The sequence below is a fragment of the Streptomyces sp. HUAS ZL42 genome (genome assembly GCF_040782645.1).
Taxonomy (GTDB): Bacteria; Actinomycetota; Actinomycetes; order Streptomycetales; family Streptomycetaceae; genus Streptomyces.
Genome location: NZ_CP160403.1, coordinates 2,006,731 through 2,027,569, shown reverse-complemented (window position 1 = coordinate 2,027,569; position 20,839 = coordinate 2,006,731). Strand labels below are relative to the sequence as shown.

The window sequence follows — 20,839 nt, the reverse complement described above, 5'->3', positions numbered from 1 at the left end:
TCTGGCGATCGGATCAACCGCGGGCGGCGGCGAGGCCCGTAGTTGAATTGATTGCAGCCTTGGCTACGGCGACGACGTTCTCGGGGGTGAAGCCGAACTCGGCGAACAGGGTCTTCGCATCGGCGGAGGCGCCGAAGCGTTCGAGGGAGACGATGCGCCCCGCGTCACCCGTGTACCGGTACCACGTCAGAGCGATCCCGGCCTCCACGGCGACGCGCGCCCGCACGGACGGCGGAAGGACGCTCTCCCGGTACTCGCGCGGCTGCTCCTCGAACCACTCCACGGACGGCATCGACACCACCCGCGTGCCGATCCCCTCGGCCTCGAGCTGCTCGCGCGCGGCGACCGCGAGCCGGACCTCGGAGCCGGTGGCGATGAGGACGACGTCAGGGGTTTCCTTCGACGACTCCTTCAGGACGTAACCGCCCTTCGCCGCATCCGGGTTGGGCGCGTACGTCGGCACACCCTGGCGGGTGAGCGCGAGGCCGTGCGGGGCCGGGTCGGTGGCGTGCCGCCTGAGGATCTCGGCCCAGGCGATCGCCGTCTCGTTGGCGTCGGCCGGGCGGACGATGTTCAGGCCGGGGATGGCGCGAAGCGAGGCGAGGTGCTCGATGGGCTGGTGGGTGGGGCCGTCCTCGCCGAGGCCGATGGAGTCGTGCGTCCAGACGTAGGTGACCGGCAGCTGCATCAGCGCGGACATGCGGACGGCGTTGCGCATGTAGTCGGAGAACACCAGGAACGTGCCGCCGTAGACGCGGGTGTTGCCGTGCAGGGCGATGCCGTTCATCTCCGCGGCCATCGAGAACTCGCGGATACCGAAGTGGACCGTACGGCCGTACGGGTCGGCCTCGGGCAGCGGGTTGCCCTTCGGCAGGAAGGACGACGCCTTGTCGATGGTGGTGTTGTTCGAGCCGGCGAGGTCGGCGGAGCCGCCCCACAGTTCGGGGATGACGGCGCCGAGCGACTGGAGCACCTTGCCGGAGGCGGCGCGGGTGGCGACCGCCTTGCCCTCCTCGAAGACCGGCAGGGCGTCCTCCCAGCCCTCGGGCAGCTGACCTGCCACGATCCGGTCGAAGAGCTGGGCGCGCTCGGAGTTGGCGCCGCGCCACTTGTCGAGCTGCTTGTCCCAGGCGGCGTGCGCCTCGGCGCCCCGGTCGAGGGCGGCGCGAGTGTGGGCGAGGACTTCGTCCGCGACCTCGAAGGTCTTCTCGGGGTCGAAGCCGAGGACGCGCTTGGTGGCGGCGATCTCCTCCTCGCCGAGCGCCGAGCCGTGGGAGGCCTCGGTGTTGCGCGCGTTCGGAGCCGGCCAGGCGATGATCGTCCGCATCGCGATGATCGAGGGGCGCGCGGTCTCGGCCTGCGCCGCCCGGAGCGCCGCGTACAGCGCGTGCACGTCGACGTCGCCGTTCTCCTCCGGCTCGATCCGCTGCACGTGCCAGCCGTACGCCTCGTATCGCTTCAGCACGTCCTCGGAGAAGGCCGTCGCGGTGTCGCCCTCGATGGAGATGTGGTTGTCGTCGTAGAGGAAGACGAGGTTGCCGAGCTTCTGGTGGCCGGCGAGGGAGGAGGCCTCGGCGGAGACGCCCTCCTCGAGGTCGCCGTCGGAGACGATCGCCCAGATGGTGTGGTCGAACGGGGACTCGCCCTCGGGGGCGTCCGGGTCGAACAGGCCGCGCTCGAAGCGGGCGGCCATCGCCATGCCGACGGCGTTGGCGGCACCCTGGCCGAGCGGCCCGGTCGTCGTCTCGACGCCGGCCGTGTGCCCGTACTCGGGGTGGCCGGGCGTCATCGAACCATGGGTCCGGAAGGCCTTCAGGTCGTCGAGTTCCAGCTCGTAGCCGGCGAGGAAGAGCTGGGTGTAGAGGGTGAGCGAGGTGTGGCCGGGGGAGAGGACGAAGCGGTCACGGCCGGTCCACTCCGGATCGGCGGGATCGTGACGCATCACCTTCTGAAAGATCGTGTAGGCGGCCGGTGCCAGGCTCATCGCGGTGCCCGGGTGACCGTTCCCGACCCGCTGTACGGCATCCGCGGCCAGGAGGCGTGCGGTGTCGACGGCACGCCGGTCGAGTTCGGTCCAGTCGAAGCTGCCCGGTGTCTGCGTGCTCATCTTCAAGAAGTCCTCGATTGGAGAGGGTTCGGTGCTCTGACGCGTTCAAAAGTAAAAGTCTGACTTTTAAGGGGGAAGGTCGCCCTGTGTCAGCCTGTGGTGAAAGTGGGACACGGAAGGCGGCAGCTGGGCGGGTGGGAGAGGACATGGCGGACATACACACCCAAGACGGAGCGGGGAGTGACGGGATCCGAACCTTCCCCTTCCCCGTCGAGCTGAGCGTCTCCGGCGTCGGTATGCATGTGGGCCCGATGGGCACCGAGCACACCTGGCACACCGATTCCTCCCGGGAGCTGGAGCGCGTCCACCGCATCGACTTCCACGTCGTGATGTTCTTCGACGACGGCCCGGTACGCCACATGATCGACTTCGCCGAGTACGAGGCGAACGCCGGCGACGTCCTGTGGATACGCCCGGGCCAGGTGCACCGCTTCTCGCGAACCAGCGAGTACCGCGGAACCGTCCTGGCCATGCAACCCGGCTTTCTGCCCCGCGCCACGGTGGAGGCCACCGGGCTCTACCGCTACGACCTGCCGCCGCTGCTCCACCCCGACGAGCCCGGGCTCGCCGGCCTTCAGGCGGCGCTCGCCCAGCTCCGGCGCGAGTACGAGGACACCGCGACTCTCCCCCTGAGCCTGCACACGGCGGTCCTGCGCCACTCGCTGACGGCGTTCCTGCTCCGCCTGGCCCACCTGGCGGCGAGCTCGGAGGAGGCGGCGCGCAGCCAGGCGGACACGACGTTCACCCTCTTCCGGGACGCGGTGGAGAAGGGCTTCGCCACCAACCACAGCGTCAGCGCCTACGCCGACGCCCTCGGCTACTCCCGCCGCACCCTCGTCCGGGCCGTCCGCGCCGCCACCGGCGAGACACCCAAGGGCTTCATCGACAAGCGCGTCGTCCTGGAGGCCAAGCGGCTCCTGGCCCACACGGACCTGCCGATCGGCCGCATCGGCGCGGCGGTCGGCTTCCCGGACGCGGCCAACTTCTCCAAGTTCTTCCACCAGCACACGGACATGACGCCGGCGGCGTTCCGGTCGGAGCTGCACTGAGCGCTCCGCGGGTGGTGCGGTACGACATCCGCGGGCCGGCTGTGGCCGGCAGCGCACGCGTGCCGACGCGGCCTCGCGCCCTGCGGGGCGCCTGTTCGGCACGGAACGTCAATGGAGCCGGGTCTGTGCCCGCCGGACGGTGCCCAGGGGCTGCGGCCGGGTCTGGTACATGCGCATCGCGGCGGGCAGGCCCGAGCCACGCCGACGAGCGGCGCGCCCACGGCGAAGCTGTCGTCGCGCCACAGGCGGTGGATGCCGGCGGCGCCGGTGCGCCAGGCGGGATGGGGCACGGCGCCGGTAGCGGCTCGTCCAACTGGAGGTCTACGGCTGTGTCTTGTGCGTGCGTGGCCGCGTCTCGTACATGCGCACCGCGACGAGCAGGCCCGAGAGGGCCGTCAGTGCGGCGACCGTCCAGATCGCCGTCGTGAGGCTGTACGCGTCGGCCAGGAGGCCGGCGAGCAGCGCACCCACGGCGAAGCCGCCGTCGCGCCACAGGCGGTACACGCCGACGGCCCGGGCGCGCCAGGCGGGGTGAGCCACGTCGCCGACGACGGCGAGCAGGGTGGGGTAGACGAGCGCGGTGCCGACGCAGAGCAGGATCTGGGCGCTCGCCCAGACGGGGAACGTGGTTGCGGCGGCGACGAGGCCGATGGCGGCGGCCTGGAGCAGCGTGCCCGCGGTCACCAGGGCCTTGCGGCCGACGTGATCGGACCACCAGCCGGTGACCAGCTGGCCCGCGCCCCACACGGCCGGGTACAGGGCGGCAAGGATCCCGATCTGCCCGACCGTCAGACCGTGGGCCGCGAAGAGCAGCGGGAAGAGGCCCTAGGCGAGGGCGTCGTTGAGGTTGTTGACCAGGCCCGCCTGACTGGCCGCCGACAGCGCCCGGTCGGTGAGACTGGTCCGGCGTGCGACTTGCGCGGTGGTCAACTCCAGCTCGGCAGGGGCCTGTACGGGGTGCAGGGCGGCCTCGGCGCGGGCGTGTTCGCGGGTCTCGCGGACCGCGAAGGCCGACAGGCCCAGGACCAGGTAGGCGGCGCCGAGCAGGAAGGGCTCGGGACGCAGCCCGGCGTGCTCGGCGACGGCGCCGGTGGCCATCGCCGTGGCGGCGACCGCGCCGTAACCGGCCGCCTCGTTGAGGCCCATGGCCAGACCGCGCCGCTCCGGACCGGCCAGGTCGATCTTCATGATGACGGTGGTGGACCAGGTCAGTCCCTGGTTGACCCCGAGCAGGACGTTCGCGGCGACGATCCATCCCCAGGACGGGCCCCAGGCCAGCATCGCGGGCACGGGCACTGCGACCAGCTGGCCGGCGAGCAGGACGGGCTTGCGGCCGTGGCGGTCGGAGAGGGTGCCGGCGAAGAAGTTGGTGACCGCCTTCGTCGTGCCGAAGGCCAGGATGTAGGTGAGGGCCGCCGTGTAGGCGGACAGATGGAAGACGTCGTCGGCGAGCAGCGGAAGGACCGTGCGCTCCTGGCCGAGCATGCCGCCGATCAGGGCGTTGACGACGACCAGCAGACTGAACTGGGCGAGGTTGGCGCGCAGACCGAGCCGTATGTGGGACCGGCGGCCGTGGCCGTCACGCACCCTCCTCGAGCCGGCGCCCGGTGGCCTTGGCCCAGTCGTCCGGACCGCCCTCGAGGACGGCGAGGTCCTGATGCCCCGCGCGCTGCAGGAGACTCGCGGCCGTCATCGCGCGCTCGCCCCGTCCGCAGTGCACGACGGCGCCGGACGGTGCGGCATCCGTGTGATCGGGCAGTTCACCGAGTTCGATGCCGATCGCGCCCGGGACGTGCCCGGCTTCCCACTCCGACTGCTGACGGATGTCGAGCACGGGCCGGTCGCCGATGCGGTCGGCTGCGACGAGTTCGACGGTCTCCTGCTCGCCTCCGTCGGCCGTCCAGGCGTCCATGGTCAGGTGACCGCACATCCGGTCGTACCCGATCTTCAGGGCCTGCCAGGTCAGGTCGGCGAGGTCCAGGCCGGGCGCGGTGACGAAGACGAGCGGGGTGCCGGCCGGGAACAGCCAGCCCAGCCAGGTGGCGAACTGGTCGCGCAGGTGGATGGAGACGGCGCCCGGGACGTGCCCGGCGGCGAAGTCCTTCACCGGCCGTACGTCCACGACCTCCGCCCCAAGGCCGAGCAGGCCGCGCGCCTCGGATCCCGTGAGCGGGGGGAGAACCGGGACGTCCGTCAGAACCTCGGGCCCGCGCCGGTTGATCTCGGCCAGTCGGCCGAAGTACGCGGGATAGGAGCCGAGGCTGCCGAGCAGCTCACGTACGAACGTGTCCTCGTCCGGCGCCGCGAGCAACGCGTTGGCCCGCTTCTGGGCGCCGACGGTGGTGGTGCGTTCGGCGCCCGGCGGCGCGGAGCAGAAGGAACCGGCGCCGTGCGTGGGCCACACCGCGGTCGCGTCCGGGAGCCGGGCCAGCCGGTGCAGGGACCGGTACTGGGCGCGGGCCAGCTCCTCCGCCCGGTCGACACCCAGCAGGTCGGTGCGGGCGGCCGAGCCCACGATGAGTGAACCGCCGGTGAACACGCCCAGCTCCCGCGAGCCGTCGAGGAGCAGGTAGGACAGGTGCTCGTCGGTGTGGCCGGGGGTGGCCAGCGCGCGCAGGGTCAGCCCGCCCAGGTCCACCTCGTCGCCGTCGGTGAGCGCGGAGTGCGGGAAGGCGCGGTGCCCGGCGGCGGAGGCCAGCACCGTCGCCCCGTCGTCGAACGCGAGTTGCAGCGCGCCGGTGAGGAAGTCGGCGTGCAGATGCGTGTCGGCGGCGAAGGCGACGGTCAGCCCGCGCCGGGCGGCCTCCGTCCGCAGGGCGCGCAGGTCCCGGCTCGCGTCCACCGCGAGGGCGCGGCCGTCGCCGAGATCGACGAGATAGGCACTGTTGCCCAGCCCGCGGTCGACCAGCGGGATCAGGTGGTCGTCGGCGAAGCCCATCGGATCCTCCAAGTATCACGGTACAGGCCGGGTAGCCGGCACGCTCGCCCGTAATTGCATTCCATGGAGTGATGGAGGATTCCCATGCGAGACGCCGCACGCAAAGCGGCCCCGTACGACGCCTTCGCCCGCACCGGCAAGGCGCTGAGCAGCGGAAAAGCGCCTGGAACTGCTCGATGTGCCGGCCCAGGGCGAGCGCAGCACCGACGCCCTCGCCAGGGCGGCCGGACTCAACCTGACCACCGCCTCGGCGCATCTGCAGACCCTCGGACAGGCCGGCCTGGTCGCCACCAGGCGCGAGGGCGTGCGCATCCACTACCGGCTGGCCGGTGACGACGTCGCCGCCCTCTTCGCGCTGCTGCGCCGGGTCGCCTCGACCCACCAGGCCGCCGTCGAACCGGGCCGCACCGCCTACCTGGGCACCGACGACGTGCGGGAGGTCGACCGGGAGGGGCGGCTCGCCCGTGCGGCGGCGGGCGAGATCGTCGTCCTCGACGTGCGCCCGCCCGAGGAGTACGCCGCCGGGCACATCCCCGGCGCGTTGAACACCCCGGTCGGTCAACTCGCCGACCGTGTCTTCGAGTTGCCGGAGGAGGCGGAGGTGTCGCCTACTGCCGGGGTGCCTACTGCGTCCTGGCGTACGACGCCGTGCGCCTGCTGCGCGAGCGTGGCCGCCGGGCGGTCCGGCTCACCGACGGAATGCTGGAATGGCGGCCGGCCGAACTGCCCGTGGAGACGGGGAGGGCCGCGTGACACATGGCCGCGACCCTCGACCGCCCTGTCAGTGACCGAAGTTGAACCAGTTCACGTTCACGAAGTCGGCGGGCTGGCCGCTGGTGAAGGTCAGATAGACATCGTGCGTGCCGGTCACGGAGCTGATGTTCGCGGGGACCGTCCGCCACGACTGCCAGCCGCCCGTATTGGCCAGCGCGAAGCTGCCGATGGGTGTGCTGGTACGGCTGTCCAGGCGCACCTCCACCAGACCGCTGACGCCCGACGCGGCACCGCTCGCGACCCGGGCGTAGAACTGCGTGGCCGCCGTGGAGCCGAAGTTGACACCCTTGTAGAGCGCCCAGTCGCCGCCTGCGAGATACCCGATGTTCGAGCCGCCGCCGGTGTCCGAGGTGGTCTCGGTGCTCACGCCGGACTGGCTGTCGTAGGACTCGGCCTGGATGGCGCTGTACGCGTCGCGGTTGCCGGACGGCGGAGGCGTGGTACCGCTCCCGCTGGCCGAGAGCACCTGGACGTAGTCCACGACCATCGGGTGACCGGGCTCGGTGCCGCTGTCCAGGCCGCCGCCGAACGCGTCCGGGAAGGCGCCGCCCATCGCCACGTTCAAGATGACGAAGAAGCCGTGGTTGGTGGCGTTGGCCCAGGTCGTCGCGTCCACCTGGTTCGCGGTCACCGTGTGGTAGTTGGTGCCGTCGACGTAGAAGCGGATCGCCTCGGGGCTCACGGAGCGGTCCCACTCCATGGAGTAGGTGTGGAAGCCCGACTGGCACGTCGAGCCCGGACACGCCGTGTAGTTGCCGATACCGCTGGTCTCGTTGCACGGGCCGCCGGGGTTGGTGCCGCAGTGCAGCGTGGCCCACACGCGGTTCAGGCCCTGGACGTTCTCCATGATGTCCAGTTCGCCGACGCTCGGCCAGTTCTGGTAGTTGCCGCGGTAGGGCGCGCCCAGCATCCAGAACGCCGGCCAGTAGCCCTCGGCCGCCGTGCCGGTGACGTTCGGCATCTGGATGCGGGCCTCCACGCGCAGCTTTCCGCCGGACGGGGGCTGGAAGTCCGTGCGGGTGGTTTCGATGCGGCCCGAGGTCCAGTTGCCGGCCGAGTCGCGCAGCGGGGTGATGCGCAGGTTGCCGTTGCCGTCGAGCGAGACGTTGCTGGTGCTGTTCGTCATCGTCTCGACCTCGCCGGTGCCCCAGTTGGCGGGGCCGCCCGGATACGAAGTCCCGGTGTCGTACTGCCAGTTGGAGGTGTTGACGCCGGAGCCGGCCGCGCCGTTGAAGTCGTCGAGGAAGACCTGCGTCCAGCCCGACGGGGGAGTGGGGGCGGAGGCGTTCGCGGACGGGACGACGGCCGTGGCGGCGGCCGCCGCCAGGCCGAGGGTGCCGAGCACGGCGACGAGCGCCCGCCGCAGCGGACGCCGTCTGCGGTGTATGCCGGAGGTTTCACTCATGGGGCGTGCCTCTCGGGTACGGAGTGGTGAAGCGCGGGTGCCTTCGACAGTGCTCGAAGTCTTGAGAGCGCTCTCAAAGTGGGGCCCAATGTGCTCTCGGCCACACGCGTCGTCAAGAGGTGAAACAGTGAAAGTCCCTTCGGCGTGGGTGAGTTCACCTCATGAATGCCACGAAAGAGGGCCAAAGCGCGCTCCCTGCCTTCGACTTCTCCCACGACCGCTGCCAATTGCATCGGATGCGAACTCGCGGCAGTCGGCGAATCGGCCCGGATGGAGACGGCAACCGCGTTGCGGCTGTGCGGATTTGAGCGCGTTTCTGGCGGTGACGATACCCGTCCGCCGGGCTCCGCGGCGGCTCACTGATCTGCACGTTCTTGAGGTTGTGTGATGTGCTCACTCTTGACTGCCCCAGGTGAGGCGATCATGATCTGGGAAATCTTGTAAAGATCATGTAAGTCCAGGGGGTGGGGTTGTGAGCGGTGGGGTGTGGCGTCGTGTGCGCCGCAGAACGGTCGCGTTAACCACGGCGGCGATGGTGGCATCCGTGCTTCAGCCGTTTGCCGGATCGGCTGCGGCGCAAACGCCGGCCGTGGCGACGATGTCGGCGCAGAGTGCGACGGCGCTGGCTGCTGAGACGGGTGAGCCAGTTGAGGTGGTCGGCGAACGTAGCGAGTACTCGCTGACGATGGCGAATCCGGACGGCACGTACACGTTGACTCAGTCGACGACACCGCAACGGGCTCGGGGGGAGGACGGTTCGTGGCGGAGTATCGACGCGACGCTGGAGCGTCGCTCGGACGGCTCGCTTGGTCCGAAGTCCACCGTGGTGGACCTGTCCTTTTCCGGCGGCGGTGCCGGCAAGGACTTGATCCGTCTCGCCTCCCCGAAGGGCGCGATCGAACTGGGCTGGCCGGGAACGCTTCCGGAGCCCACCCTGGACGGGGCCACGGCCACTTACCCCGAGGTGTATGAGGGGGTCGACCTGCAGCTCACCGCGACGCCGGAGGGCTTCCGCGAAGTCCTCGTGGTCAAGTCCGCCCAGGCGGCCGTCAACCCGAAACTCAACGAGATCAAGCTGTCAGTCACGGGTGGCGGCCTGGCCGTCCAGCCAGGGGCTGGTGGCGGACTCCGCGCCGTCGACGAGGACGGCAATGCCGTGTTCACCGGTCCGGCCGGCCAGATGTGGGACTCGGCCGGCGATGGTGGCGCTCAACCCCAACTGCTGAGCAGTGCAGCGGCCGAGGGGCCGGTACCGGTCACCGAAGACCCGTCCCAGCCGGGCAAGGGCGATGCTATTGCCGAACTGCCCGTCGAGGTCAACGGCGACGCTGTCGTGGTCAAGCCGGACGCCGATCTGCTCCGCGGACAGGAGACGGTCTACCCGGTCTACATCGACCCGCCGTTTGGGCTGGGTGCGTCGGAGCGCTCGGTGATCTCCTCCGATGGTGACCGGTTCTGGCAGTTCAACGGCGACTACGGTGTCGGCCGCTGCTACCGGGTCGGCCCGTGGTACTGAGACGCCGACCACACCAACCGGATGCTCTTCGAGTTCGCGCCAACCGCGCTTGTCGGCAAGCACATCGTCAGCGCCCGACGTTCCGGGCGTACGAGACCTGGTCGTTCTCGTGCACGGCGCACTGGGTGGACCTGTGGCGGACGAACAACATGTCCGAGGCGACGCGCTGGCCCGGTCCGTCGAAGCTTGACCTGATGGGTGACGTCAACGTCTCGGCGGGCCGTGGCGATAGCTGCTCGCCCTCCCAGCCGGATGCGTGGGTCGACTTCGTCGACAACCCGTCCGAGACCGACGAGAACCTGACCGCGACCGTGCGGAACTTCGCGGCAGGCAAGTTCTCCCGCCTCACCCTCATGCTCGCCGCGAAGGACGAGGGCGACGCGGACGCCTGGAAGCGCTTCGACGACAATGCCGAGCTCCAGGTGTCTTATGTGCCACGGCCCGGTGTACCGACCCACGTTGGGACGCTTCCTGGCGACGGTGTCACGTACTACTGCGAGTCCTCTCAGCTCGACCCGCTCATTGTGACGCGTCAAGATCCGATGGTGCAGTCCGTGGTGCAGACGGAGATACAGCCGAAGTCCGGCGAGTTCACGGGTTCGCTGCGCACCTACATCACCGTCGACCGCGTGGAGAACGGAAAGTGGGTGGCCTCCTGGGCGGCGACGTTGCCGAGTATCGGCTATCACCCTGACGACACGGCGGAGCGGACGCGGATGAATCCGCGTCAGGACAACACGCTGTACCGGATGCGGGCGCTCACCAATTCGTTCTGGACAACTGGCGGCGTGACGTCGAGCATCCCTTCGGCCTGGTCGCCCTACTGCTACTTCAAGATCGACACTGGTGCGCCCAAGCCGCCGCAGATCGAGGCCACAGGCATTTACCAGGGGTGCACGGATTGCGAAGGGGAGGGCGGCCCGGGGCTGGCCGGTGAGTTCAAGATCACGCCGCATGCCGATGACACGGACATCAGCGGCTATCTCTGGTACCTCGTCGGCCAAGAGGAACAGGTGGTGTCCGGGGCGACGGTGACGATCAACCCGGTCCCTCAACTGTCGGGGTCCCAGACGCTGGTTGTGCAGGCTATGGACGTCCCCGGCCGCTACGGCGACAGGTCGGAGTTCACGTTCAAGGTGGCCCCGGCACAGGGCCCCGTGGGCCGCTGGCACTTCGCGGAGGGCACGCCCGGCTCGAGCGTCACGGAAGCGGCTGACACCGCCACCGAGGGGATCCGGCATCCAGCCAAGCTGTATCCGGGTGCCGACCCCAAAGCGGCGACCTGGTCGCCCATGGCCCGGCGCGGCGCCGGTGACTACTCCCTCGAGCTGAACGACAACGTCGCTGATCCGGCTCAGCAGATCGGGTACGCCTCCACGGACGCGCCGCCGCTCAACACCACGGAGTCGTTCACGGTCTCCGCGTGGGCGCTGCTGACGGACACGTCGAAGGATCGTGTGGTGATCTCTGCCCCGGGTGCGTACGGCTCGGCGTTCCAGCTCTCGTATTCGGCGTCTGCGAAGAAGAGGGGGTGTTCGGCCGGGTCGCTGCGGATGTGGCGAGCCCTGTGTACGTCAATGCTCCGGCGACCACGGCGAATCCGCCCGTGAAGGTGTGGACGCACCTGACTGGTGTCTTCGACACCCAGCGCGACGAAGACCCGACGAACGACACGATCCAGCTGTTTGTCAATGGCCGCCCTCAAGGTAACCCGGTCGTGCTGCACGCCGCTAACGCTGCCTACGCCCCGGGGGCGTCGTCGGCGGGCATGATGTTCGGCCGGTCGAAGGCCGGCGATTACTTCTCCGGTCGCATTGACGAGGTCGTCGTGTGGCAGCGAGAACTCACGTCGGGCCAGGTGCGTGAGGACAGTGCCATGATGCAGGGCAGCGTGCCGGCGACGGAGCTGGTCGCTCACTGGAACGCCACCGATGCCGCGAACGGCATGGTGACCCCACAGACCCAGTCCAAGTACGCGGCGGGTGCCATGAGCCTTGCCGCCAGCGGTGTTGTTGCGGATGTTGAGAGCGACACCCTGGTCTTCGATGGCGAGTCCGGTGCCATGACCACTCAGGGGCCGGTTGTCGACGAGACCGGTTCGTTCACTGTGACGGCGTTTGTACAGCTGGACAGCGCAAAGCTCGCGGCCAAGCCGGTGGGCTACCGGGGCCAGGTCTTCGGCCAGCGGGCGGCATCGGGGGCCGAGTCGTCGTGGGCCATCTGGGTCGAGAAGCTCCCCGACGACCTGTACATGTGGAGCTTTGGCCGCACTGCCACCGACGCCGGCGGCAACGTGACCGAGTCGGCGTCGATACCGGTCCTCGAACCCGCTGAATTGGACACGCCGGTGCAAGTGACGGGCGTCTTCAATGCCACTGAGGCCAGGGGCTCCGGATATGGAGACACACACCTCTTCGTGACCACGGTGGAGAAGCCGCAGGAGGGCAACTCAGCGTTCAGCACACCGGTTCAAGGCAGTGGTGAGCTCGCGGTCGGTCGGGGCTCTGCGAACGGGACCACGGGCCACTACCTTCCCGGCGCTGTCGCAGAAGTTCGCATCTGGGTCGGGGCGATGACTGCGAACGAGGTCAGCGAGAGGGTCCTGGGCAGCAACCCGGACGTGGATTAGCGCTCACCTCGGCTGGGGCAGCGGGCTGCCAAGTCCGCTGCCCCAGGCCAGAACCAACCACACCATTCACGCCGCTTTCAGGGCGGCTTTCATCTCGAAAGCGGATGCCACGTGTATCGGAGATCAAGAGGCAGGACAGCCGTACGCCGTCTCGCGGCGATCGCCGGCTTCAGCCTGCTGCCGGGTCTGCTCGCCCCAACTACGTTCGCGGCGGAGCCCGAGCCGCTGGGGCTGTCTCAGCCGAAGGCGCCTCGCGCGGACAAGGTCGTCCCGTTCAAGGGGAAGACCGACAAGAAGCGCGCCGCAGCGATGCGGAAGGGGGCGGAGAACGGGCGTAGGGATGCCGCTCGTGCCCGCGCCGACCAGGGCAGGGAGGTGACCTGGCCGAAGGCCGGGAGCGCCACCATCACTTTGCCGGCCACCGGTTCGGCGAGCGCGGCCCCAGGCACTCTCCCGGTCCTGCTTTCCCGTCCTCCTGTGGCCAAGGGAGCCGCCGCACCCCAGAAGGCTGCCGGCTCCGTCAAGGTCACGGTGCTGGATCAGAAGCGGGCAGCCCAGCTCGGGGTCAAGGGTGTAGTCCTCACCGCCACGGTGCCGGCGGCCGGTGGTTCGGCACGGCTTGGCATCAACTACAAGTCCTTTGCGTCCGCCTACGGCGGTGACTGGGCGGGCCGCCTCCAGCTCGTGCGGCTGCCCGACTGTGCCCTGACCAGCCCGGGTGCGGCGAAGTGCCGCACCCGCGCGCCGCTGAACTTCACCAACCAGCGCGAAGCTGAAACTCTGGACGCAAGCCTGGAGTTCAAGGCCGTGCCGTCGTCCCGGACTGCCTCCTCATCACAGGCCGCCCCGGCATCTGGTCAGACGATGGTGCTGGCACTCGCGGCGGGCGACAGCTCGGCCTCCGGCGACTACAAGGCAACCCCGCTTTCGTCCTCCTCGTCGTGGGAGGCGGGAGGCTCGTCCGGCTCGTTCACCTGGTCCTATCCCCTGCGGGTGCCGCCGTCCGCGGCCGGGCCGAAGCCGGACCTGGCGATCTCGTACGACTCGGGGTCGATCGATGGCCGTACGGCCTCGACGAACAACCAGGGCACTGTGATCGGCGAGGGCTTCGACATCACCTCGTCCTACATCGAGCGCAAGTACGGAGCCTGCGACGACGACGGCCAGGCGGACAAGTTCGACCTGTGCTGGAAGTACGACAACGCCTCCCTCGTGCTGAACGGCAAGGCCACCGAGCTCGTCAAGGACGACACCACCGGTCAATGGCGGCTGAAGAACGACGACGCCTCCACCGTCACGCACTCCACCGGCGCCGACAACGGCGACGACAACGGTGAGCACTGGACGGTCACGACGGGCACCGGCACCAAGTACGTTTTCGGCCTCAACAAGCTCGACGGCGCAGGCGCCACCGACCGCACCAACTCCGTCTGGACCGTACCCGTATTCGGCGACGACTCCGGCGAGCCCGGCTACGCGGACGGAACGACCTTCTCCAGCCGTGCCAAGACGCAGGCGTGGCGGTGGAACCTCGACTACGTCGCCGACACCCACGACAACGCCATGTCGTACTGGTACGAGGCGGAGACCAACAATTACGACCAGCTCGGCGATGACACGACGGGCACCGCGTACACGCGTGGCGGCTATCTGAAGGAGATCCGCTACGGCCAGCGCGCCGGCGCCCTGTTCTCCGGGATCCCTGCCGCCTCGGACAAGGTGGTCTTCTCCTACGCCGAGCGCTGCCTCGCCGCGGGCACGGGTTGCGACTCCCTGACCGTGGACACGCGGGACAACTGGCCGGATGTGCCGTTCGACGCCGTGTGCAAGGACGGCGACAAGTGCACGGGCAACGTCGGCCCGACCTTCTTCACCCGCAAGCGGATGACCGCGATCACCACCTACGCGTGGGACGCGGCAGCCACCACTCCCGGATTCGTGGCCGTGGACACCTGGGCACTGACCCAGCAGTACCTCGACCCCGGTGACACGGGCGACTCCACCGACCAGTCACTGTGGCTGAACGAGATCCGCCACACCGGACAGCGCGGCACCGCCATCACCCTCGACCCGGTCAAGTTCAACCACATCTTCCTGGCGAACCGGATCGACAGCTCCACCGACGGCATCCTGCCCCTCCACAGGCCTCGCCTGTACACGATCACGTCGGAGACCGGCGCGGGGACCATCGTCAACTACTACCCGGCGGACTGTGCCGCAGGCCAGACCATGCCGAAGGTCGACGAGAACACCAGTCGCTGCTATCCGGTGTACTGGAATCCAAACGGGCGGACCGAAGCGCTCCTGGACTGGTTCCAGAAATACCCGGTCTACACGGTCGACACCACCGATCCCAAGGGTGGTTCCGAGAGCGTTCAGCACATCTATTCCTACTCCGGCGGCGGAGCCTGGCACTACAACGAGGACCCGTTCACCAAGGAGAAAGAACGGACCTGGTCCACCTGGCGCGGCTTCCAGCAGGTCACCCACCTCACTGGGGCCCCTGGCAGGACCCAGTCGAAGACCGTCACCGTCTATCTGCGCGGCATGAACGGCGACCGCGTCCTGGGCTCGGACGGCAAGACTCCGCATCCGACCGACCGCAAGAGTGTCACCGTCACCGGCATCAAGGCTCCGGCCGTCACCGACGCCGACTTCTACGCCGGTTTCACCCGTGAGACCGTCACGTATAACGGCGCGACGGGGCCGGAGATCGGCGGCACTGTCAACGACCCGTGGGCCAAGCGGACGGCGATTCAGCACAAGTCGTACGCCGACATCGAGGCGTACTACGTCCGCGGGAACGGCACCCACGCGCGCACCAGCATCACCAGCGTCCTTCCGGCCCGTGACCGGGTCCGTTCCACGGTGACCACGTTCGACGACTACGGCATGGCCGCCACGGTCGAGGACAAGGGCGACGACGGCATCACGGGTGACGAGACGTGCACCCGCACCTGGTACGCCCGCAACGACACCCTGGGCATCAACAGTTTCGTTTCCCGCACTCGTACGGTGGCCAAGCCCTGCGCCACCGCCGACAGCGCGCTGGACCTGCCGGCCGACGCCAGCCGCGCTGGTGATGTCATCTCCGACGTCGCCACCGCCTACGACACCACCACGTGGAGCGCAGCGCAGACGCCGACCAAGGGCGAGCCGCGCTGGACGGGTCGCGCCGCGGGCTACGGCACTGACGACCAGCCGCAGTGGCAGAAGGTCACCACCGGCGATTACGACACGCTGGGCCGGGTTACGGCCGTCTACGACACCAACGGCCTCAAGACCGCCGCCTCCACCTATACCCCGGCTGCCATTGGTCCCCTGACGGCGACAACGGTGGAGAACGCCAAGACACACAAGATCACCACCACCACCGACTTCGCCACCGGCGCTGCCCTGAAGGTCAAGGACCCCAACAACAACATCACCGAGTCCGAGTACGACGCACTCGGACGCGTGACCAAGGTCTGGCTCCCCAATCGGCTGAAGGCCTTCAACGCGTCGCCCAACTACGTCTACAGCTACAGCGTGACTGCATCGGCCCTGCCCTGGGTGTCGACAGGCACGCTGAAGGGCGATGCGTCCGGCTACAACACCAGCTACCAGATCTACGACTCGCTGCTGCGCCCCCGCCAGGTCCAGACCCCGAGCGCTGCCATGGGCGGGCGGATCATCGCGCAGACCCTGTACGACGGCCGAGGCCTGGCGGTCTCGTCGCAGGCCGACATCTGGGACAACGCGAGCGCGCCTTCCGGCAGCATCGTCGAAACGGCTTCGGGTACGGCCCCCGCGCAGACCGACACCACGTACGACGGTGCCGGGCGAGCGGTCAAGGCAGAGACGAAGAACTACAACGTCGTCCGCTGGACCACCGAGACCAGCTACACCGGTGACACAGTCTCCGCCAGCGCGCCCGCCGGCGGTCAGGCGACTGCCGTCGTCACGAACGCTCTGGGTCAGACCACCGAACGGCGCGAGTACGCCGGGCCGCAGCCCATCGGCACCGACTACACAACGACGAGCTTCACCTACACCCCAGTCGGCCAGCAGGCTACCGTCACCGGCCCCGACAGCGCGAAGTGGACGTACGGATACGACCTCTTCGGTCGCCCGACTACGACCGGTGACCCGGACAAGGGCAGCAGCACGACCGAGTACAACGAGCTCGACCAGGCCATCGCCTCGACCGATGCCCGTGGCAAGAAGTTGATTTCCGAGTACGACATCCTCGGTCGCCAGACCGGCCTGTGGGACGGCACAAAGAGCGACGCCACCAAACTGGCCGCCTGGACCTTCGACATCCTGAAGAAGGGCCAGCAGGACACCGCGGTCCGCTACGACGGCGGAGTGGCGGGCAAGGCCTACACCAGCAAGGTCACCTCGTACGACGCCCTGTACAGGGCGACTGCCAGCTCGCTGACGCTGCCCAGCTCCGACCCGCTGGTCGTGGCCGGAGTTCCCCAGACGCTGGCATTCACCACCGCCTACAACCTGGACGGCACCGTCAAGGCGGCAGGGAGCCCGGCCGTCGGCGGACTCCCGTCGGAAATCGTCTCCTACACCTACGGTGACCTCGGCCAGCAGCGAAAGGCCACGGGTACCACGGGCTATCTCCAGGACGCGCTGTACTCGCCCGTCGGCGACCCGCGCCAGATCACCCTCGGTACCGACTCCACGTCGACGGCCGACAAGACACAAGTCAACTACGACTACGAATCCGGCACCCGGCGCCTGACCCGTGCCTACGTCGAGGACACTGTCCACGCCTACAGGCCACAGGACCTCAACTTCACCTACGACGACGCGGGCAACATCACCTCGATCTTCGACGTCACCACCCAGGGCGGCACCACCAAGGCCGACCACCAGTGCTTCAGCTACGACGGCCACCGCCGCCTGACCGAAGCCTGGACCCCCAAGACCGCAGACTGCGCCAGCACCGGCCGCACCATGGCCAACATCGACGGCGCAGCCCCCTACTGGACCAGCTACACCTACACAGCCTCCGGCCAGCGCAAGACCGAAACGCAGCACACGACGTCAGGCGACCAGAGCACGACGTACGAATACGGCACGCCCGCACCCAACAACCAGCCCCACCCGCTTGCCCGGACCACCGGCGCCAAAGTCGCCAGCTACATCTACGACGCCTCAGGCAACACCACCAGCCGCCCGGGCACCCAGGCGCAGCAGACTCTGACCTGGAACTCCGAGGGCAAGCTCGTCGGCACGTCCGAGCCGGCTGCGGGTGGGAAGCCCGCGACCGGCACCAGCTACCTGTACGACGCGAACGGTGAACTCCTCATCCGCCGCAACACAACCCCGGACGGCGACACCGTCCTCTACCTGGGCGGCAACGAGGTCCGCCTCACCACCAAGGGCACCACGAAGACCCTTTCCGGCACCCGCTACTACAGCGCGGCGGGCCAGACGATCGCTGTCCGCACCGCCACCCTGGGCGTGGCCGGCACCAAGCTCAACTTCCTCGCGGCCGACCACCACGGCACCTCCAGCCTCACGCTGGACGCCACGACCTTCGCGGTAACCAAGCGCCACACCACCCCCTTCGGCGCCCCCCGAGGCACCGCCCCCACCTCCTGGCCGGACGACAAGGGCTTCCTTGGCAAGCCGGCCGACACCACCACCGGCCTCACCCACATCGGCGCCCGCGAATACGACCCAGGCATCGGCCAATTCATCAGCGTCGACCCCCTCCTGGAAATCGACAAGGCTCAGACCCTCAACGGGTACAGCTACGCCGCCCAGAACCCGCTCACCTACAGCGACCCCAGCGGCATGGGCCTCGCCTGTGGCGGCGCGGGGGGCTCCACGGAGGGCTGCCCGACCCGCACGGACGGATCCAAAGGCAATGGGCGCCCCAACGAGGGTGGGAACATCGCGGAACAGACGCAGGATGCCTACTACACGGCAGTTGAGCAGTACCTCAGCGGAGCCGATCCGGTACGGAACTCCAGCAACACGTCAGACGAGGAGTACAACGAAGCGGCCCGCCTGTACGACAATCCGAGTGGCCGACTCAGCTACCAGGCGGCGTTGCAGCTGTGGTTCTACGGGCTCTCAGAAGAAGAGATCGCCTACTTCCTCAACAACTACTGCCAGTTCCTGCAGTGCAACGGCCCACTTGAAGCAGGGCTCACCAACCACCTGGTCGAGTCACCCTTCCAGCCCCAAGCACTTACACTTCAGGACGCGTTCACCCAATCCATGCTCGCTGGCGCAGGATATCGGGGGAGTCGTTCAGCGGCGGGTGGTAACTGTCTTCACAGCTTTGTTGCCGGAACGCAGGTGCGCCTGGCAGACGGTAGTGCCAAACCCATCGAGGACGTCAAGGTCGGAGACAAGGTCACAGCCACTGACCCAGAGACCGGTAAGACCAGCACTCACGAAGTCGTCGATACCATCGTCACGCAACACGACGAAGACTTCGTCGAGATCGCTGTCGCCACACCAGGCGACCACGACTCAGAGAGCTCTCTGACCGCCACTACAACCCACCCGTTCTGGTCACCTTCCACAGATGACTGGGTGGACGGCGGAGACCTCCGCGCTGGCATGACCCTCCGCACCCCAGAGGGACATGCCGTCAAGGTCACATCGGTTCGCCACTTCACCATGCAGCAGACCACGTACGACCTGACCGTCAGTGAGGTCCACACGTACTATGTACTGGCGGGTGAGACCCCGGTTCTCGTTCACAACAGCAACTGTGGTGTTAGTGATCTCAGGGTTGCTGTCGGCAAGGGAGCGGCCCGGGATTACCAAATGTCTGTCGCAGGCATGGTCGAAGTTCGACTGCGCGGCGGAGGTGAGAAGATTTGGGCTGATGGTGTCGATGGCGCCTCGATTCTCGACGCAAAGTACGTCAGCGGTAAGTCGAGTCCATTTATCCCGCCGGGCATTAAGAACGCCAAGGTGCAAGGATTCATCGATGCTGATATTGCCAATGAGATGCGGCGCTATGCAGCGGTGATCGGTGACAGTGGGAACCACTACACAAATCTTAGAATCATCACGAATAACAGCGCTGCGGTGCCGTACTTCGAAGGAATGATGGCGAAGTATGGTGTCCCTGGGAGTGTTTCAGTGGTGCCGTGAGGCCGGAAGGGCGAGGAAGTATGACGTACCTCGTGTTCGCCAGTGAAGAGGATGTCGACTGGCAAGTCGAGCAGAGGGAGCTGGCTGAGGTTCTCTTGCGAGACTGGCCTGGCGCGGAAATCCAAGATCCAACACCCGCAGATGCAGAAGCTGACGGACGTGGCCTTCGCTGGATTTGTCACATTGGTGCTCATGAGATCGAGGCGTGGCTCAACAAGCAGGGCACATGCCTCTACATCGATGGCGAGTTCGATGCTGCGGCAGAGCTGGCGAGTTGGTTCCGGGGGTGCACGCCTCGTGAAGTTGAATTCTCGATGTGTGACGATGTTTATTCGTTTCAAGTGGACATCGAATACGGGGCCTCAGCCCGCGAGATTGTGGATTCTGTTCCAGGCTGACCCTGCATCTGACGGGTCGGCGGCTTGCCGATCAGGTCCCTGTTGAATCGCAAATATGAAGCCCCGCCAGCGATGCCTGGCGGGGCTTCTGCGTGGGGTGACGGCAGTAGTTGACGGCAACGTCAGCGGACGAGGGCGGCGCAGGGTGGCGGTTCGTCGCCGTCGCCGTTGACCGGCTCGATGGTCTCCGGGCTGCCGAGCGCAGTGCTGAGGGTGTCGATTGCGTCGTCTGGAGGCGGAGTCGGACGTGGGCGTAGACGGTGGCGGTGACGCCGATGTGGGCGTGGCCGAGGAGTTCCTTGATGACGACGAGTTCGACGCCCTGTTCCAGGAGCAGGGTGGCGGTCGAGTGCCGGAGGTCGTGGAAGCGGATGCGGCGGAGGCTGGCCTTCTGGAGGAGCGTGGTGAAGGTGCGGGTGAGGTTGGTTGGGTCGATCGGTCTGCCCTGCACGGTGGTGAACACGTGCCCGTTGTGCTGCCACGTGGCGCCCGCGGCCCCGCGCTCGGTCTTCTGCTGTTCGTGGTGGCGCTTCAGCGACCGGACGCAGCGGGTGGGGAGGGCGATGCGGCGTTCGGAGGCCCGGGTCTTGGTGGGCAGCGTGGTGAGCCCGCCTGCGGTTGTGCGCTGGAGTGTGCGGCGGATGGCGGCGGTGCCTGCGTCGAGGTCGACGTCTTCCCAGCGCAGGCCGAGGAGTTCGCCCTTGCGGAGTCCGGTGTGAAGGGCGAGTTCGAACAGCGCGTGCAGCCGGTGACCTTGTGCGGTGGTGAGGAGCTGGCGGGCTTCGTCGACGGTGAGGGGTTCGATGCGTCGGGGCTGTGGGGTGCCGGTGCGGACGTTGCGGGCGACGTTGCGCGGAATCTCTTGGCGATGTAGGCGGCGACGTGTCGGTCGGTGACTGGTGCGTCG

Annotated in this window: 11 protein-coding genes and 2 pseudogenes; 7 read left to right on the top strand and 6 right to left on the bottom strand. The window is 68.1% G+C overall.

The annotated features are described in order from the left end of the window. Positions 1–13 precede the first annotated feature (13 nt). Positions 14–2,107 (bottom strand): transketolase, encoded by a 2,094-nt coding sequence (tkt, locus tag ABZO29_RS09370; protein WP_367319677.1) that lies wholly within the window; start codon positions 2,105–2,107, stop codon positions 14–16. Between the two features lie 146 nt (positions 2,108–2,253). On the opposite strand from tkt, the gene ABZO29_RS09365 reads away from it, so the two are divergent. Continuing rightward, complete coding sequence (locus ABZO29_RS09365; RefSeq protein ID WP_367319676.1) at positions 2,254–3,156, top strand: helix-turn-helix domain-containing protein; 903 nt, start codon at positions 2,254–2,256, stop codon at positions 3,154–3,156. 321 nt (positions 3,157–3,477) lie between these two features. On the opposite strand, the gene ABZO29_RS09360 is transcribed toward ABZO29_RS09365, so the two are convergent. Genes ABZO29_RS09360 through ABZO29_RS09350 form a run of 3 tightly spaced genes read right to left on the bottom strand, consistent with a single transcriptional unit; the run spans position 3,478 to position 6,094 of the window. Further along, complete coding sequence (locus tag ABZO29_RS09360) at positions 3,478–3,969, bottom strand: MFS transporter (protein ID WP_367326089.1); 492 nt, start codon at positions 3,967–3,969, stop codon at positions 3,478–3,480. Between the two features lie 12 nt (positions 3,970–3,981). Continuing rightward, a complete protein-coding gene (locus ABZO29_RS09355) occupies positions 3,982–4,743 on the bottom strand; it encodes an MFS transporter (protein ID WP_367319675.1) in 762 nt (253 codons plus the stop codon). Continuing rightward, on the bottom strand, positions 4,736–6,094 hold the full coding sequence (locus ABZO29_RS09350; RefSeq protein WP_367319674.1) for a rhodanese-like domain-containing protein: 1,359 nt from the start codon (positions 6,092–6,094) through the stop codon (positions 4,736–4,738). Before ABZO29_RS09350 ends, ABZO29_RS09355 begins: the two co-directional genes overlap by 8 nt. A gap of 178 nt (positions 6,095–6,272) precedes the next feature. Here ABZO29_RS09350 and ABZO29_RS09345 point away from each other — a divergent pair. Further along, positions 6,273–6,623, top strand: a pseudogene (locus tag ABZO29_RS09345) (ArsR family transcriptional regulator); the annotation flags it as partial. 252 nt (positions 6,624–6,875) lie between these two features. On the opposite strand, the gene ABZO29_RS09340 reads toward ABZO29_RS09345, so the two are convergent. Beyond that, on the bottom strand, positions 6,876–8,273 hold the full coding sequence (locus tag ABZO29_RS09340; RefSeq protein WP_367319673.1) for a glycoside hydrolase family 16 protein: 1,398 nt from the start codon (positions 8,271–8,273) through the stop codon (positions 6,876–6,878). A 496-nt stretch (positions 8,274–8,769) separates the two neighbouring features. On the opposite strand from ABZO29_RS09340, the gene ABZO29_RS09335 reads away from it, so the two are divergent. From ABZO29_RS09335 to ABZO29_RS09315, 5 genes are all read left to right on the top strand, one after another. Then, positions 8,770–9,789 carry a hypothetical protein gene (locus ABZO29_RS09335; protein ID WP_367319672.1) on the top strand — a complete coding sequence of 340 codons (1,020 nt, stop codon included), beginning with the start codon at positions 8,770–8,772 and terminating at the stop codon, positions 9,787–9,789. Positions 9,790–9,938: 149 nt separating this feature from the next. Continuing rightward, entirely contained in the window at positions 9,939–11,399 is a 1,461-nt protein-coding gene (locus tag ABZO29_RS09330; protein ID WP_367319671.1) for a hypothetical protein, read from the top strand. Then, on the top strand, positions 11,396–12,418 hold the full coding sequence (locus ABZO29_RS09325) for a LamG-like jellyroll fold domain-containing protein (RefSeq protein WP_367319670.1): 1,023 nt from the start codon (positions 11,396–11,398) through the stop codon (positions 12,416–12,418). Before ABZO29_RS09330 ends, ABZO29_RS09325 begins: the two co-directional genes overlap by 4 nt. 309 nt (positions 12,419–12,727) lie before the next feature. Beyond that, positions 12,728–19,534, top strand: coding sequence for an RHS repeat-associated core domain-containing protein (locus ABZO29_RS09320; protein ID WP_367326088.1), 6,807 nt, complete (start codon positions 12,728–12,730; stop codon positions 19,532–19,534). Between the two features lie 20 nt (positions 19,535–19,554). After that, the gene (locus ABZO29_RS09315; protein WP_367319669.1) at positions 19,555–19,932 is read left to right on the top strand and encodes a hypothetical protein; all 378 of its coding nucleotides are present in this window, start codon (positions 19,555–19,557) and stop codon (positions 19,930–19,932) included. A gap of 122 nt (positions 19,933–20,054) precedes the next feature. On the opposite strand, the pseudogene ABZO29_RS09310 reads toward ABZO29_RS09315, so the two are convergent. Further along, positions 20,055–20,797: pseudogene (locus ABZO29_RS09310) on the bottom strand (tyrosine-type recombinase/integrase); the annotation flags it as partial. Between the last annotated feature and the right edge of the window lie 42 nt (positions 20,798–20,839).